Here is a 15,646-nt window from a genome sequence, read left to right as displayed (position 1 = left end):
TGCCGGGAGCACGGCAACGCGGGCAGGCCGACGTTCCCTGACTGATCCCCCTGTGCGACATGTTCGCCTTGTCGCACTCGCCCCCACGGACGAACGGATTCTATGGTGCATTTGTGAAAATCAGAAGTGGACCTTGTGCTGGTCGCGGCCCAGGTGCTCCATCACCAACTGGTGCGCCCGCCACCCGTCCGGGAACTTCGGTGGTACGTCCAGGTACACCGGGCTGCTGCGCGGGTGACGGTCCAGCAGATCGGTGATGCCGGCGCGGGCCACCACCACGCAGGCGAAGCGGTGGCGGGAGAGGAGGACGCACAGGCGGCCGGTCTCCAGATGGAAGGCGGAGGCGTCCTGGCGACCGGAGAGAGGGTGCCAGACGAGGGTGACGTCGAACTCGCGGCCCTGCAGACGGTTGGCGGTGTCCACGGTGATCGCCGTGAGGCCGTGTGCGGTGAGCCGGGCCCGGACCGCGTCCGCCTGGACCGTGCGCGCCGCGCCGATCGCGATGCGGGACTCGGTGAGCGGCTCGCCGTTGACCAGAGTGCCGCGCTCCAGGAGGCGGGCCGCCGTCGCCGCGAGCGCCTCGGCGACCTCGGGGTCGTCGTCGAGCGTGTGCCGGGCGGGCAGCTCCAGCAGGCCCCAGCCCGACTCGGCGGCCCGGGCCAGGACGGCGTCCTGCGGGGTCGGGCGGTGCGCCTGACTGCCGTAGGTGAGGATACGGTCGGTGGCCTTTGTGCCCGAGGTGAACGGATAGAAGGGATAGAACGCCTTCTCCACCAGCGGTGCCGCCATCTCCGGCAGCCGCCAGGAGACAGGTAGTTGGTGGCGTTCCAGGTCCTCGTTGTGGGCCAGGGTGACGTCGACCGCGTTGCGCAGCGGGTCCCAGGTCAGGCCGTGCCAGCGGTCGGTGTCGACGGTGGCGAAGGGGTCCAGCTGGCCGGGGTCGCCCACGAACAGCACCCGTGAATCCTCCGGACCGAAGAGCGGTGCCGTGGCGAGCAGGGCGTCCGAGCGCATCTGGTAGGCCTCGTCGACGATCGCCCAGCGCCACGGGGCGCACTTCTCGGGCTTCACGTACGACCACTTCTTCGCCGTGGAGACCACGACCGGAAGATCACGGAGGTCGGTGATGTCCTTGCCACCGGTCACGTTGGAGTGCCGGCGGACGCGCTCGGGCAGCGTGAACCCACTGGCGTGCAGGCGGCCGAGCGCGAGGCCCGGATACTCCCGGGCGATGTTGTCGACCAGGTCGTCGACCTGCTCGTTGGTCTGAGCGACGATCATGAGTTGATGCCCGGCCGCCGTGAGGTGGCCCGTGGCACGCTTCACGAGCGTGGACTTCCCGGCGCCGGGTGGAGAGTCCACGACCACACCCCGACCGGTGGCCGTGTCCAGACTCGACAGAATTCCCGCGACCGCCCGGTCGGCGAGCTCACCGGGCGTGGCAGGCGGATCGGTCTTCGGAGCCGTGGTCATTCCCAGATCTCCTCCGCGTCCTCGTCGGTCGGTTCGTAGGGCCGGGGAGGGCCGCCGTGGGTCCACGGAGTGTCCTCCTCCGCCGGCAGCGCGAACGGCATGGACTTCGGGTCGACGGAGGTGTACGTGACCGTCTCACCGACCTCGGCCAGCATGCCCGGCGGGGCCGGGGGCTTACGTGCCCTGTTGAAGCCGCCGTTCAGCTGGACCACCACCGTGCTGCCGTCGCCCTCGGGCGCGACCTCGACGATCTCGGCCTTCTGCCCCGCCCGTGCAGGGCACTTGATTTCCTTGCCCGCCGTCAGGCGTACCGGCAGATCGCTGCGCACCGTGATCGTCGGACGCCACAACGGGCGTGCTCCCGGCAGGAAACGGTCCTCGTCACGAGCCACGACCACGCCCGTGAACGCCTCGCCCGTCAACTCGTACTCCGCCATCACCAGCGGATCGTCGAAGGCCCGCTCCGCGTCGTACCGGGCCATTGCCTCCTCCAGACGCGCCAGACGGCGGGCCGCGCCGACCGCGTGGTCACGGCGGGCCTGGGGACGGCCGTCGTCGTCGAGGTAAGCCGCGAACTCGGTGAACAGCCGCCGGTCGTACGTCCACCGCTCAGCCACGTGTCCGCCCTCGGGCAACCGCAGCAGCAGGTCCACCCCGCGCCACATCAGATCCCAGGTCGGCAGCATCTGGCCGTACAGTTCACGGTCGATCTGTCGGCCGACGGCCTCCCGGCCGTGGTCGTCCCCGGCCTCGTCGTAGCGGGACATGAGGTCGTACAACGTTTGGTCGAAGACGACGTCCGTCGCCGGTCCGGCCGGCGGGAAACGCTGCGGATCCTCCGCCTCACGGGCGGCCTCTGCTCCGGTGAGGCGATCGGGCGGGTCGATCCAGGAGAGCAGCGCGGCCAGATGGGAGTCCTCGGCAGCGCTCTGCCCGGTCGCCCAGTGCGCCGAGAGCAGCCGGGTCATGGCCTGGAGCAGGCAGGAGCCGGGGAACTCCGCCCGGTCCGCGAACCAGGTCAGCCACTTGCCGAGAGCGGGTACGGACGGATCCACGGCATGCGGCCCCTCCAGCGCACGCAGCCGGGTGAGTCGGCCGAGCAGCCGGACGTACGCGATGCTCTCGCCGCCCGGCACCAGGAGCTGCGGCGCGCGCAGGGAGCGCCTGCGTTCCTCCTTGTCCGCGCCGCGGCCCACGGTGTACGGCTCCGTCTCCGACGTACGGCACTCCTCGATGTGCGGCAGGAGCAGCGCCGCGAGGCGCTCGACGAAACGGAAACGCTCGGCCCTGTTCCGGGGTTGGCGCACCGTCAGCAGAGTCGGCCGCCCGGGATCAGTGCCGCAGAGCGCAGCGAGCGGGGCGCATGCCTCTCCGGCGAGGGTGAGCGGCACCAGGACGAACGGGCGCTCGTCCACATGGGCATGGCGTACCGTCGTCAGCCGCTCGGCATGCCCCGTCTCGGTGGCCCGGAGCGTGGCCACTGCGCCGAGCGTGCTCATGCGACATCACCTCGGCGCAGCTGACGCAGCCGATCCGCGGCGCGCAACCGGTCGACGGCGGCGGCCTCGGTGAGCCCGGGTGCGTGTATGTCCCCCAGGTAGGCGAGGGCGGTACGTGTGGAATCGACGCCCGGAAGTGTGTTGCGGACGGTACTGCCCAGCCGGGCGGGGGACGCACAGGCGGTGGCCTCGTCGCGGCAGTAGCGGGCCATTTCGCAGAAGGACAGACAGCCGGGCGTGTAGAAGGCATCCAACGCGCCCACGGAGAAATCCAGTTCGCCTTCCTCCCGGTCGGTGTCGAGGGTCGCCGACGGCGGGAGCGCCAGCGCCAGGTCGTCCGCTCTGCGTAGCCGGGTCAACTGGAACCGCAGGGCGTCGAGTTCCTGGCGGAGGTCGATCAGGCGACCGTAGGGACGGTTGGAGAAGTCCTTGGGGCAGATGAGCAGGAACTCGTGCGCGATCTGTGCCGGATCGAGTTCCAGTTGTTCGAAGGTACGGCGCAGCGCGAGGACGGAGACGGCAGCCTGCTTCGCGGTCTGTGCCACGGCCGTCGGGTTCGTCTGCCCGTCGATCGCGGGGAAGGAGCGGATCTCGGCCACGTAGAACTTCCCACCGACGCGATGGGTCACGGCCTGGGGCTCCAGGTAGGCCGTCTGTCCTGCGACCTCCAGGGTCAGCAGCGGCCGGTCCAGGATCAGGCGCTCGTCATTGCCCGAGGCCAGACGTGCGAGGAGGCTGCGGGTCTCCGCCGCCCGCCGGGCCGGGTTTGTGTCGCCGCCGACTTCGGTCAGGTCGGTGACCCCGGCCTCGTCCACGGGAACGGCGAGTTGGTCGCGCAGCAGCCGGATGAGTTCCGCGTAACCTCCCCACTTCACGAGTGCCTCGAATGCCTGCTCCCGTGCTATGGCGAAGGGCGACTGGCCGAAACGGGGTTCATAGCCCATGCGTTGGGCGAGGAGGGCCTTGTCTACGCCGGCCGCATCCAGTACAGCCCGACGGGAGCAGGCCGGGTTGGCGGTGAGGGCGGTTATCTTCCGCGCGGTGTACGCCTGCGGAGGGCGCGGCCCGCGCAGAGCCGCGAGTCGGCTGCCGGGGGGCTCAAGTGGGTACTGCGGAGGCATCATCTCTTCTTACGCGGTGTTCTGGCACGGTGCTCGGTGGCGCGAGGGAGCGGCACCGCACAGCCGGGGTACCCCGGCTGTGCGGTCAGCGACCCGCACCTTCGGCATCGCGCAGGGCGTTGTGCATTGGCGCGGCGCCGAAAAGTTGCTGAGTGTCGTTGAGTTGGTCACGTGCACGATCCGCGGCAGCGCCCCGGGCGGTGTTGTCCGCATCCTGATGGACGGCGATCTCGTTGTGCGCCGCGGAGACGACCCGGTCGGGGTCGAGGTCGTCGTCCTCGTACGCGCCGGGAATGTTGAGCGCGAAACGGCGTAGCAGTTGCCAGGCCACGTCGGACGGCGGATGGCCGGCCGCGCTGAGGCGCAGGATCTGCTCGGCCGTGCCGATGGCATGAGTGAGGAAGTCGACACGTGGGCTGAGTGGGCTGATGATGCGACGCTGAAGCGGCCACACCGATACGGCCAGCAGGCCGCGTGCGGGTGTGAGCCGGTCGTGGGTGAGGGCAGCGCAGATGTAGTACGGGCGGGCGTATCCTTGGGCGGTGAAGGATCGCTCCTCGTCACGGCGGAGGGAGGCGAGTTTCGTGGCCACGAGGGGTTCGCTGAAGAACGCCTCGTACACGGAGGAGATGAGCTTCGGGGCAGCCGGGGCGCCAAGCAGGGTCAGGGACTGGTGCACTTGTTCGCGGACGGGCACTGCGGCTTGAACGGAACGTTTCTCCCGTGACGCCGACCGTGAGCGCCGCAGCGAGGGCGCTGCCGCCCGTGCCGCCTGCGGGGCGGGCGCACCTTGTGTGGCCTGCTGCTCGGCGGGAGAGGTGTCTGCGGCCACTTCGGAGTCCAGTGCATGCTCCCAGGCGGCTTCCGCCTCGCGCAGTTCACTGCGGAGACGGGAAGCCGCAGTGGTGTCACGGGCACGCCGGGCCTCCCGCAGCCGGGCGCGCAACTGCGACAGCCGCTCCTCCAATTCCTCCAGTGACGAGGTCATGCAGACAACATACCGGCCCGACCATTGAGTTCCAAGATGCTCCAATCTTTTCCAATGGAACCCGGGCAGAGTGATCTCTTCCAGGTCCGTACAGCCTGGCCGCATACAAAGGGAGGACGAAGGTCAGCCGGGACGCAGGGCGCGCCGGGTCAGTTGGCCAGTGGCGTGCGTTCGGCGTGGGCGACCTTCACGGACGCGATGTCGGACGGCTCGCGGTCGTCCTCGAGCGTGCCGTACTCGCTGAACTCGCCCTTGTCGGAATCGGTCCTGCCGGACTTCAGATGGGTCGCACCGACGTAGGTCTGGCCGACGAAGTCTCCGTCGTCGTCGAAGGCGTTGACGATGACGGAGTAGTTGGCGGGCCCGTCTCCCTTGTTGGTGATCTCGTAGGTGAACGTGTAGATCTCGTCGGAGTTCGCGTCGCAGTCGTTGTACGAGTAGATGTCGGTGTCGTCGCAGTACTCGCTGTCGCTCTCGTCGACGGTGAGTTTGCCGCCCGAGACTTCGACGTGCTCCAGCAGGTCACCGTCTCCCCCCTCGTCGTCCTTGCCCAGCGCCCACCAAGCGGTGGCGCCGGCCAGCAGGAGGGCGAGGACGGCGAGGGCGGCGAGGGCGGCGACGACCGCCAGAGCGAGCCCTCCAGCCCGGTCCCGGTGATCGACGGTCGTCACCGGCGCCGGGGGAGCGGTGGGTGGCGCGGCGGGGTGCGGGGGCCGGCTCCGGTCTGTCGGGCGTGCTGTTGTCGGTCATGCGGTGACAACTCCTTGTCGGGAGGCGCGCACTGGGGGACAGGTTCGAGTGAGCGGTCGATCGGGCCGTACGCGAGGGCCGGGCGCAGGTGCCGGTGCCCCTTCGCCGGACCTGTGCCGCGTGCAGACGAAGCCCGGCGAGGTCGGCGGCGGAGGAGCGGAGGAGCGGAAGTGCGGAGCGGCGCGGGCAGGCGTGGAGGTGGAGGACTTCTTGGAATCGAACATACCGATGGTGACCAACTTGAGGAATACGTTGATGACTTGAGAGCGTGCAGCGGTCGACCGGGAACCGGGGAGCAGGGGGGCGCCGGCCCACGCGGGCCCGCTCGGAAGGGGCACGGCCACGGGTGCGGGGCCGTCATGCCGGACAGGGAAGCGAGAGCCCTCGGGAACAGAAAGCTGCGGATGTCGGAGCGACTTGGCACCATGTGGCCTGACGATCGCTGTACGAGCGGTGCGTGGCGTGCATGCAGGGCCCGGTGGCGGGCCGCTGTTGACCGAGAGGGAAGCCGTGGCGGACTGGATCTACATCCTCGATCCGAAGAGAGACACGCTGGACGGGGAGCCGTCCGACAGGGAGGCGATACGTCGGCTGGCGGAGGAGGAGCCCGGACTCGAACTCTGGCTCAGCCGTCGCAACCGCATGAAGCAGGGCGAACGCCTGTGGTTCTTCTTCACCCACCCGGAACCGGCGGTCGCCGCGGTGGCCGAGGTCGACCAGGAGCCCTGGAACGACCCGGACGCCCCCGACATCCCCTACCTGGTCGGGGCGACTCTGCTCCCCGGAGCGACGAAGGCGCTGTACCGCGACCCCGTGGGCCGGGACGAACTGGGACTCGGGCAGGTGAGGTCGGTGCAGAAGGTGAAGCCGGAGGCGCTGCCGGTGCTGCTGGCACGGGCGGGCCTCTGACCGGTACGGCGGCGGCCGGGCGCCCCGTGCCTCGGTGAGGCGACCGGCATGCCGTCCGTCACGTTCCGCAGCGACTGCGGAGGAGCGCGACACCGTCGCCTTCGAGGTCGTCGCAGTACGTCGCGCGCCCGGTCATGGCCATCACCAGGGCCAAGCCGGTGCCGGACACGAGCGGCCCGGAACCGGTCGCGAAGGGACCGTCGACGGCGACGAGTTTCAGGCCCTCGACGCGTCCCTTGGCAACGACCACGAGATCCGACCCCTGGTAGTACTCGGCCACCTGCGTGACCGTCTCGACCGGATAGTCACGGTGGATGCCCAGCGGGCGCCGGATGTCCTCCGCGTGCACGATCGTCTCGCCCAGCATGGCCACGGCCGGCAGGGGAGGCCTGGTCGTACTCGGGACGACGTGCCGGAACCGCTCAAGGGTCTCGGCCGGGGTCGCCCCCAGCTGCTCGGTCAGTCGCATGGCCACCTGTTTGTCAAAGTCGAACCGGCAGCGGATCACACCCGCCAGCCAGCGCACAGCGTTGAGGCGGGCCCCCGCGGTCAGATGTGCCAGCACCTCGCGCACCGTCAATCCGCTGCACAGCGACGGTGACGCCCACTGCTCGTCGGACAGGTCCGCGAGATCGGCCGCCAGCGCCGCTCGCTCGGTACGGATCAGGGGCCAGACCCCGGCCCTCCGGCTGCGGTCGGATACCAGTTCCGGATCAGTCATTCGGGAGAGTCTCCTGTCGCGGGTAGCGCTCTGCATCGCACCCTGACCGGAGCAGGTGGGCACCCGGCGGGGGCGTTCAAAGAGGAGACTCCTGCCCTCGAGCAAAATCATCGCCCGCGAGCGGACTTTCCGCGGGACAGCAGATGGTGAGGCAGCACATGCCCGGCTGCGGCGGGGGAGGAGGGGCGCCGTCCGTGCCGAGCACGGCCCTTGGATCCGTTGACATGTCGTGTTCTGAATCAGTCACTGAGGGTTTTCAGGGTGGCCCCCGGACGGGTGACGGCGGGACCGTAGGCAACGGACAGGGCTCCCGTGCCGTTAAGAGAGATGTCTAGGTCTCAACTCTCCAGCTCAGGAGCCCTGTTGATCCCGTATCCTGCCGCACTCGACCTGCCGCACGCACTCGTGGAGTGGGTGACGATGCTGATCGTCACCCGTGAGGGTGACCGACGCTGCAAACTCCGGCCGTCCGAGCGTGCGGTGATCGCTCTGGCATACCTGCGCCGGCACGACCCCCTGGCTCAACTCGCCGCGGGTTTCCGTATTTCCGTCGGCACCGCCCACGCCTACGTCACCACGGTCGTCGAGCACCTGGCCGCCAAAGCGCCGGGCCTGCTGAAGGTCCTACGCGAGACAGACCCCGACTACGTTCTCCTGGACGGCACGCTCGCCGAGTGCGACCGGGTCGGCGACGGACGCGCGGACTATTCGACGAAGCACAAGCGGCACGGCGTGAACGTGCAGGTCATCGCGGATCCGGCCGGTCGCACGCTGTGGCTCTCACCCGCCCTGCCCGGCCGGACGCACGACCTGACCGCCGCCCGCACCCACAAGATCATCAGAATCTGCGAGCGCCAGGGCGTCCCCGTCCTCGCCGACATGGCCTACATCGGCGCGGGCGAGTGGGTCACCACCCCCAAACGCCGGCCGCCCCAGGGCGAACTCACCCCGACCGAGCAGACGGTCAACCGGGCCTTGTCCGCCGCCCGCATACCCGTCGAACGAGGAATCGCCCGCCTGAAATCCTGGCGAATCTTCCGCAGAGCCCGATGCAGCCCAAATCGCATGACGTCAATCACCAAGGCCGTCCTCACCCTGGAGCGGCACTGCTGAAAACCCTCACTCTGTGCCGTCCTGCCCATACATCCGACGAAAGAGATTCACCATGCGTGAATTTTGTGGAGCATCTCCTCCTGAACTTCGGGCGGGCACGGCAGTACGGTCTGGAAGGTGACCTTCTCCTGGCCCGGGAGCTCGGGTTTTCCCGCCCAGAAATTCGCGGCGTCGCTCAGGGCACGGAAGAGGATGTCGCGTTCTCCAGGAATAGAGTGTCGTAGGGAAATGCCAGCTATTTCCCGGAAGTGTTCCGCAGGGCAAGAACTCGCACTCCATTTTTATCCGAATTCGGCCATTCGTCAGCGGCCTCATACGCTTCTTCGTTATCAGGGACGAAAAATTCCCTATACAGCTGCCCCGCCTTCACTTCCCGCTTGCGTGGACCGGGAGGGGAGATTCACCGTCCGTAATCCTCCATGAACGTGGCGATCATCTCAAGCAGCGCGTCGGCCCGGTGCCGGTCCTCGGGCTGGGCGCGCAGGACCTCGTCGGCGGCCCGCAGCCGGGCCAGGGCGGTCGGTTCGCCGTCCGCCAAGTCCTCGACCACGGGTGTGGTGACCAGATCCAGGCATTCAGTGAACAGGTGACGGGTGGAGGGGGAGGGCGGGTTGGGGTCAGGAGCGGCGAACCCGCTGGTCACATAGCGGACTGGATCGGTCAGGCTCCAGCCGACGGCGGCGCCGTCCTGGACGAGAAGTGCCACGTCGGGGGCGATGCCGATGCGGGCCTCCAGCGGGGCGTCGAGGACGTCGAGGTCGCGGAGACAGGACAGCACGGAATCGTCGGGGGCACGGCACAACACCTTCCCCATCTCATGTCGGAAATCCCGGATCTCTTCGGCGCGGAGCCCACCCGGGCGTACCGCAGGTGTGAGGGAAAGCCGAGCGGCGTCCTCGGCGGAGACGGACTCTTCGGGCAGCCTGAACTCGACCCCGGCCAACTGCCGGCTGTCCGGGTCGAACCGGAAGACGTCAGGCGCGTCCCACAGCCAGTGCTGGCTACCGAAGCTATGCGCGACGAACCGCTCGCGCTCCTTCACGTCCACATACTGCGCGACATCCACGGAGTCGCCGGTGAAGCGGGGAGTGACGCGCAGCGGATCGTCCGTCACCGTTGCACACCAGTCGCCGTCGAACGACAGTTTCATGGTCATTCTTGCCTCATCTGATCTGCTGTGCTGGGGCCATGGAGCCGTCGTCGGTGGGAATCCTGCCCTGCACGATGTCCTCGTGGGTCACCGGCTTACCGGGGTCCGACGGACTGCCACCGAGCGCCGCCGCCCGGGGAGGAGCCGGGTTCAGAATTTGTGCTTCACCACCCGCTGGCCGTCGTTCTCCGGTAGCCGCGTTGACGGCGAGGCGAGCAGGTGTGGACGCGGCGACAGGTGGGCGGCCTCATCGCGAAGCCGTACCGGGTGCGGCTGACCCAGCCCGGGCGCATGCACCTGAAGCGGTGCGGGCTGTCCGCGGCCGCTTCGCCACGTCCTGGACGAGAAGCCCATGAGCTTCTGATCAATGGGCGTCACGAGTTTGCGTAATCCTCCACCAGGTTGCCGACAAGCGAGAGCAGGGCGTCGACGCGGTGCCGGTCCTCGCGTTGGTCGCGCAGCCTGTGGTCCAGTTCCCGCAGGTCGGACACCGCGGCCGGGTCACGGCGCCTCACCGCGTCCAGCCACGGCGTGGTGGCTAGGTCCATGCAGGCCGTGAACAGGAGCCGGGTGGCTTGGGCCGGTGGAGCCGGGTCGAGAGCGGCGAACCCGGTGGTGACGTACCGGACCGGGTCGGTCAGGCTCCAGCCGACGACGGCGCCGCCCTGGACGAGGAGCGCCACGTCGGGAGCGATGCCGATGCGGGCGTCCAGCGGCTCGTCGAGGACGTCGAGGTCGCGCAGGCAGGTCAGTACGGCGTCTTCGGGGGCGCGGCAGAGCTCGGTGGTCATCGCCAGGCGGAAATCCCGGACCTCGTCGGCACGCAGACCGCCAGGACGGGCGGGGGGTGTGGCGGGAACGCGGGCGCAGTCCTCGAGGTCGGCCGCTTCGTGGGGCAATCGGAACGCGGCGCCGACCAGCTCCCGGCCGGCCGGATCGAACCGGAGCTCGTCCGGGTCGTCCCACAGCCACTCCTGGCTGCCGAACGTGTCCACGAGGAACCGCTGCCATTCCTTCACGTCGGTGTACTCCGCGATACGCACCCGCTGATCCAGGAAGTCGAAGCGCGGTGGGACGCGAAGGGCATTGCCCGTCACCGTTGCACTCCAGTCGCCGTCGAGGGTAAGTCTCATGGTGAATGCCGCCTCATCGAATCTGCACCGCGGGAGCCAGGTAGCCGTTCTTGGCCGGAATCCTGCCCTCCACCACGTCTGCGTGGGTAATCGGCCCTCCGGGGTCGGAGGGCAGGCCTCCGAGTGCCCGCACACCGGAGTCCCCCCTGGTACCGGACGGGCCGTACGCCGTGATGGCATTGCCCGCCCCTGCACCTCCACCCTCTGTCACCACGATGTCCTCCCCTTGTCGGAAGGTCAGCCTTCCGCTGCCCGCCGTCGAGTGGTAAACGGCGTCTGGGCTCTTGAGGATCTCCAAGACCCGCTCGTCACTGAAGCTGTGCATGGAATCCGCGTGGTAGTTCCCGGCCTTCTTCATCCGGTTTCCCTGGGCTCTCTCGATGACCTCGTCCGCGGTCTGGATGGCCTTTTCCCTGGCCTGTTGGGCTTTTTCCTCCTTCGTGTACTTGGGCATCAGGCCCAGCGGGTCGCACCCTGTGTGCGGGTTGTCGACATAGCCCACAGGGTTCGGCGCGGGAGCGAGACCCAGTGGGTCCGGGGAGGTGTAGCGGCCGGTCTCGGGGTCGTAGTGACGGAAGCAGTTGTAGTGGAGGCCGGTCTCGGGGTCGTAGTACTGGCCGGGGAAGCGCAGCGGGATGTAGGCGCTGCTGTCCCGGGCCCAGGCAGTGGTGCCCCAGAGCGTGCTCCGACTGCGCCAGGCGATGTCCCCGGACTCGTCGATGAGTTCGGTCGGCGTGCCGACGAGATCGGTGGCGATGGCGAAGAACCGCCGGTCGATCTCCTCCTGACCGCTGTCGGCCGTGAGGATGCGCTCGGTCTGGGCCAGGGGCACAACGTCCCGGTGGTCCCAGGTGAGGACGACCGTGTTCGGGACGTCCGGCCGGTGGCTGGTCTGCTCGCACAGGGTGAGGCCGTCCCAGGTGAAGCGGATCTCCTCGACCACGCCCTCGCCGTCGTCCGCCAGGCGCTGCTTCGTGGTGCGGCGGCCCAGTGGGTCGTAGCGGTACCGCCACCGCGTCCCGTCCGGGGTGGTGACGGAGGTGAGACGGTTCTCAGTGTCCCACTCGTAGCGCCAGGTGTCGGGCTTACGGGACAGGCGGGTCTTCTGCCGCAGGACGATCCGGCCGAGAGCGTCGTGCCCGAAGCGGACGTCTCCGGCGCGGGTGACGGTGGTACCGGTGTAGGCGCGCGGCCCGATGGCCTCGCTGCCGGGGTGGCGGGACGGCCAGGAGGCCGAGGTCTGGTTGCCGACGGCGTCGTAGGCGTATCGCTCCGTCCAGCCTTGTGCGTGGACGGCGGTGACCCGGCCCGCCCGGTCGAGCTCGAAGGTACGGGTGCCCGACAGCCGGGTCGCGACGGAGATCAGGTGGCCGTCGGCGCGGTAGGCGTAGGCGCGGCTGTCGATGGCTCTGACTCCGGCGGTGATGTGCTGCTCGGCGAGCCGTCCGGCCTCGTCCCAGGCCGACGTCATGGTGATCGCGTCCCCGTAGGTACGGGTCAGTTCGCGGCCGACGGCGTCGTGGTGGAAGTCGACCCGCCGGCCCCCCGTGGTGAGCCGCAGGGGGAGTCCGTCGGAGGCGTAGGCGTAGGACGTGACATGGCCGGTGGGCGTGGTCCGGCGGATGCGCCGCCCCAGGTCGTCGTAGGAGTGGACGAGCGGGCGGCCGTCCACCAGTTCTGTCTTGACCTGCCCGCGGCGGTCGTACTGGTAGCGGAGTTCGCTCTCCGGTCCGATCGCCTCCAGGAGGCGGCCCGCCCGATCGTAGGCGTAGGTCGTCACCCGGCCGTCGACGTCCTTGCGGATGACCTGGCCGAGCTGGTCGCGCTCGAAGGAGACGGCCCCGCCGAGCGCGTCGATCCGCTCGGCGAGCCGACCCGCGGCGTCCATGCGGTAGGTCAGGGTGCGCCCGTCGAAGTCGGTCTCGGACACGATGTTGCCGACCGCGTCGTACTCGTACGTCCAGGTCAGACCCTGCGGGTTGGTGACCCGGGTGAGACGCAGGTCGTTGTCGTGCTCGAACTCGTAGCGGCTCCCGTCGGGCCGGGTGCCGGCGAGCGGGAGGTCGAAGTGGGTGTACTCGTAGCGCGAGACGCCGCCGACGGCGTCCGTGTGGGCGAGGCAGTTGCCCTCGCCGTCGTAGATCCATGACTCGGTGGCGCCGCCCGGCCCGATGCGGCGGACGAGCTGCCCGTCCGCGTTCCAGTCCAGTCGGGTGACCCCGCCCGTCGGGCCGGTGACACGGACCGGACGGCCCAGCCCGTCCCGCTCGGTGCGGATGGTGGCGCCGGACGGGTCGGTCACCGCCACGACCAGCCCCGCCCTGTCGCACACCACACGGGTCGTGTCCCCGAGGGCGTCGGTGACGGAGGCGAGCCGGCCTGCGTCGTCGTAGGCGTAGCGGGTGGCGTGGCCGGCCGGGTCGGTGACCGCGATCCGGTTGCCACGCTCGTCGTACGCGTAGGTCGTGCGGGCGCCGTCCGGCCCCACAACCTCCGTCGGCAGCCCGAGAGGGCCGCGCACGATGCGCAGTTCGGAGCCGTCCGGGCGGACCGCGCAGACCAGCCTGCTGTTCTCGTCGTAGGTGAAGGCGGTGGTGGCGCCGAGCGGGTCGGTGCGGGTGAGCGGGTTGCCGTGGGTGTCGTAGGTGGAGCGGGTGGTGTGGCCGAGGGGGTCGGTGGTGGCGATCACCCGGCAGCGGTGGTCGATGCGGTGGCGGGTGGTGCGGCCGTCGGCGGTGGTCAGTGTGGTGGTGCGGTGGCCGGTGGCGGGGTCGGGCTCGGTGTAGGCGAGGGTGATCTGGACGTGGCCGGCCTCGCCGCCTTCGGCGATGACGCGGTCGCGGTCGTCGTAGGCGTAGTCGTAGCGGCTGTCGTTGGAGTCGGTCCAGGCGGTGACGCGGCGGCGGTCGTCGTAGGCGAAGGTGGTGGTGGCGCCGGAGGGTTTGGTGACGGTGGTGAGGTCGCCGTCCCGGTAGCCGTAGCCCATCAGCGGCAGGTCGGCGCCGTTCTCGCCCGCGCCGACCAGGGCGAGGGCGGTGATCCGGCCGTCGGTGGTGGTCAGCTTCACCCGGGGGCCGGCCGAGTGGGCCAGGGCCGTCGGCAGGCCGTCCTCGGTGCGGTCGACGGTGACGGTGTGGCCGTTGCGTTCGGTGACGGACATCAGCCAGGCGTCGCCGTCGCCGCCGGGTTCGCCGCCGGGCGGGGCGGTGAAGTGGCGGACCAGGCCGGTGTCGGGGTCGGTGAGCGTGTAGTCGCCGTCCGCGTCGCGGGCCAGCAGGGTGCGGGTGGTGCCGGACTCGGGACGGGTGGGGGCTCCGGGGACGGGGTGCGGATAGGGGATCAGCAGGCCGTCGGCGGTGACGTGGACGACGCCGACCGGGTCGATCTCCAGGCGTTCGTCGACGGTGGAGGTCCAGGACGGCCCCAGGAAGCGGCCGGCCGTGCAGCCGGACTCGGTGCGCCGGGTGAAGACCAGCGGCAGGATGCCGGGGATCTCCACGTCGGCCTGGGGCAGGAACATGCGGCCGGAAGCCAGGTCGACGGGGTCGGTGCCGTCGGTGGTGCGGGACCCGTCGGGCCGGTTGTGGGTGCCGTCGGGGGCGTCGTCGACCAGGCGGCGGACCCGCGCGGCGTCGGCCGCGTCGGCGGCGATGCGCACGCCCTTGACCGCGGCACCGCCCCCGCCGGTGGCCACGGTCAGCGCGGCGTCGGGCAGCAGCCGGCCGAAACCCTCGTAGGGGTCCTTCATGAAGTCGCCGACCATCTGCTTGCCGGTGCCGACCGGGTCGTTGGCTGCCAGCACCAGGCCGGAGGCCAGGCCGTTGAGGTTCGTGGCGTACTCGGCCGGGTGGGTGAGGTTGTACGGGTCCAGCGGGTTGATGCCCCGCACGAAGGTGAGCAGCCCCGCCGTGCCCTTGATGACCCCGCCGCCGACGTGGTCGCCCATGATCTGCAGCTCCTGCAGACCGTCGCCCGCCTGCTGCGCGTACGACGGCTTCTGAGGGGCCATGTCGCGTGCCGCGCGCACCGCGCTGCGGGCGGTCTCCGCGGCGGTGTTCCGCTGCTTGCGGGCCTCGGCGAGGATGTCCTGCGCCTCCTGCATCAGCTTCTTGCCCGGGTCGTCGAACGTCGGCGCCGGACACGGCGGAAGCGTGGACGGGTCGCGCTTGTCGGCGGGCTGGGCGTTGTAGCGGTCGACGGCCTTGTTGTAGGCGTCGACCTTCTTGCGGTGGGCGTCGGCGGCGTCCTCGGACGCCTTGACCCCTTCCTTCCACTTGCGGATCGCCGTCTGCGCCTGCCCCTGCGCCCAGCTCACGGTGGAGGCGAACGACTCCAGCGCGCCGACCGCCTTCTCGCAGGCGTCGGCACCGGTGAACCACTTCGGCGGCTGGGTGCTCACCGCCTTGCGCAGTGCCTCGGCGGCCTCGCCCTTGAGCTGTGAGGAGTCCAGACCCTTCAGCCCGGAACCGGCGTCGTCGAACGCTTTCTGGAAGGAGCGGAGTTTCTCAGCGGTGGAACGGATCTTCTCCGGACTGCCGTAGACCAGCTTGGTCCTGTCCTCGGTCTCTCCGAGGTCCATCTCGTCGACCTCGGCGCCCATCCGGTTCGCCACCGAACGCGACTGCTCGCGCACCCAGTCCGCACCCGACTCCCAGCCGGCCTCGTCCAGCCGGTCCGCGGTCCAGTTCCCCGCGCCCTCGACCCGGTCGCCGAGCCACTCGACACCGTCCTCGACCGTCTCCTCCACCGAGTCCGGGGTGATGTCCTTGATGAAGTCGCCGATACCCAC

Annotated in this window: 11 protein-coding genes; 2 read left to right on the top strand and 9 right to left on the bottom strand. The window is 69.7% G+C overall.

The features are described from left to right. Window positions 1-120: 120 nt before the first annotated feature. The 5 genes from PYS65_RS04670 to PYS65_RS04650 form a co-directional block, all read right to left on the bottom strand. On the bottom strand, window positions 121-1,473 hold the full coding sequence (locus tag PYS65_RS04670; protein ID WP_279332488.1) for an AAA family ATPase: 1,353 nt from the start codon (window positions 1,471-1,473) through the stop codon (window positions 121-123). Next, window positions 1,470-2,972, bottom strand: coding sequence for a hypothetical protein (locus PYS65_RS04665; RefSeq protein ID WP_279332487.1), 1,503 nt, complete (start codon window positions 2,970-2,972; stop codon window positions 1,470-1,472). The genes PYS65_RS04670 and PYS65_RS04665 overlap by 4 nt, the downstream gene beginning before the upstream one ends. Then, window positions 2,969-3,916 (bottom strand): hypothetical protein, encoded by a 948-nt coding sequence (locus PYS65_RS04660; protein ID WP_279332486.1) that lies wholly within the window; start codon window positions 3,914-3,916, stop codon window positions 2,969-2,971. The genes PYS65_RS04665 and PYS65_RS04660 overlap by 4 nt, the downstream gene beginning before the upstream one ends. A 262-nt stretch (window positions 3,917-4,178) precedes the next feature. Continuing rightward, window positions 4,179-5,081 (bottom strand): hypothetical protein, encoded by a 903-nt coding sequence (locus PYS65_RS04655; protein WP_279332485.1) that lies wholly within the window; start codon window positions 5,079-5,081, stop codon window positions 4,179-4,181. Window positions 5,082-5,230: 149 nt separating this feature from the next. Further along, window positions 5,231-5,752 carry a hypothetical protein gene (locus PYS65_RS04650; RefSeq protein WP_279332484.1) on the bottom strand — a complete coding sequence of 174 codons (522 nt, stop codon included), beginning with the start codon at window positions 5,750-5,752 and terminating at the stop codon, window positions 5,231-5,233. 571 nt (window positions 5,753-6,323) lie between these two features. Between PYS65_RS04650 and PYS65_RS04645 the strand changes: the two genes are divergently transcribed. Continuing rightward, a complete protein-coding gene (locus PYS65_RS04645) occupies window positions 6,324-6,740 on the top strand; it encodes a hypothetical protein (RefSeq protein ID WP_279332483.1) in 417 nt (138 codons plus the stop codon). Between the two features lie 58 nt (window positions 6,741-6,798). Here PYS65_RS04645 and PYS65_RS04640 read toward each other — a convergent pair whose 3' ends face one another. Further along, window positions 6,799-7,461, bottom strand: a complete 663-nt coding sequence (locus tag PYS65_RS04640; RefSeq protein WP_279332482.1) for a maleylpyruvate isomerase family mycothiol-dependent enzyme — start codon at window positions 7,459-7,461, stop codon at window positions 6,799-6,801. Window positions 7,462-7,824: 363 nt separating this feature from the next. Here PYS65_RS04640 and PYS65_RS04635 point away from each other — a divergent pair, with 363 nt between their 5' ends. Further along, window positions 7,825-8,574 carry a transposase family protein gene (locus tag PYS65_RS04635; protein WP_279332481.1) on the top strand — a complete coding sequence of 250 codons (750 nt, stop codon included), beginning with the start codon at window positions 7,825-7,827 and terminating at the stop codon, window positions 8,572-8,574. A gap of 400 nt (window positions 8,575-8,974) precedes the next feature. Here PYS65_RS04635 and PYS65_RS04630 read toward each other — a convergent pair whose 3' ends face one another. From PYS65_RS04630 to PYS65_RS04620, 3 genes are all read right to left on the bottom strand, one after another. Beyond that, window positions 8,975-9,730 (bottom strand): hypothetical protein, encoded by a 756-nt coding sequence (locus PYS65_RS04630; protein ID WP_279332480.1) that lies wholly within the window; start codon window positions 9,728-9,730, stop codon window positions 8,975-8,977. 368 nt (window positions 9,731-10,098) lie between these two features. Then, window positions 10,099-10,857, bottom strand: a complete 759-nt coding sequence (locus tag PYS65_RS04625) for a hypothetical protein (RefSeq protein WP_279332479.1) — start codon at window positions 10,855-10,857, stop codon at window positions 10,099-10,101. 13 nt (window positions 10,858-10,870) lie between these two features. Beyond that, the gene (locus PYS65_RS04620; RefSeq protein ID WP_279332478.1) at window positions 10,871-15,646 is read right to left on the bottom strand and encodes a putative T7SS-secreted protein; all 4,776 of its coding nucleotides are present in this window, start codon (window positions 15,644-15,646) and stop codon (window positions 10,871-10,873) included.

Origin of the sequence: Streptomyces cathayae (assembly GCF_029760955.1) — a bacterium.
GTDB classification, from domain to species: domain Bacteria; phylum Actinomycetota; class Actinomycetes; order Streptomycetales; family Streptomycetaceae; genus Streptomyces; species Streptomyces cathayae.
This window is presented reverse-complemented; position numbering and strand designations above follow the sequence as displayed.

Bases quoted from the DNA above. Each gene is read 5' to 3' on its own strand.
- PYS65_RS04670 (WP_279332488.1), bottom strand. From the start codon at position 1,473: ATGACCACGGCTCCGAAGACCGATCCGCCTGCCACGCCCGGTGAGCTC.
- PYS65_RS04665 (WP_279332487.1), bottom strand. From the start codon at position 2,972: ATGAGCACGCTCGGCGCAGTGGCCACGCTCCGGGCCACCGAGACGGGG.
- PYS65_RS04660 (WP_279332486.1), bottom strand. From the start codon at position 3,916: ATGGGCTATGAACCCCGTTTCGGCCAGTCGCCCTTCGCCATAGCACGG.
- PYS65_RS04655 (WP_279332485.1), bottom strand. From the start codon at position 5,081: ATGACCTCGTCACTGGAGGAATTGGAGGAGCGGCTGTCGCAGTTGCGC.
- PYS65_RS04640 (WP_279332482.1), bottom strand. From the start codon at position 7,461: ATGACTGATCCGGAACTGGTATCCGACCGCAGCCGGAGGGCCGGGGTC.
- PYS65_RS04630 (WP_279332480.1), bottom strand. From the start codon at position 9,730: ATGACCATGAAACTGTCGTTCGACGGCGACTGGTGTGCAACGGTGACG.
- PYS65_RS04625 (WP_279332479.1), bottom strand. From the start codon at position 10,857: ATGAGACTTACCCTCGACGGCGACTGGAGTGCAACGGTGACGGGCAAT.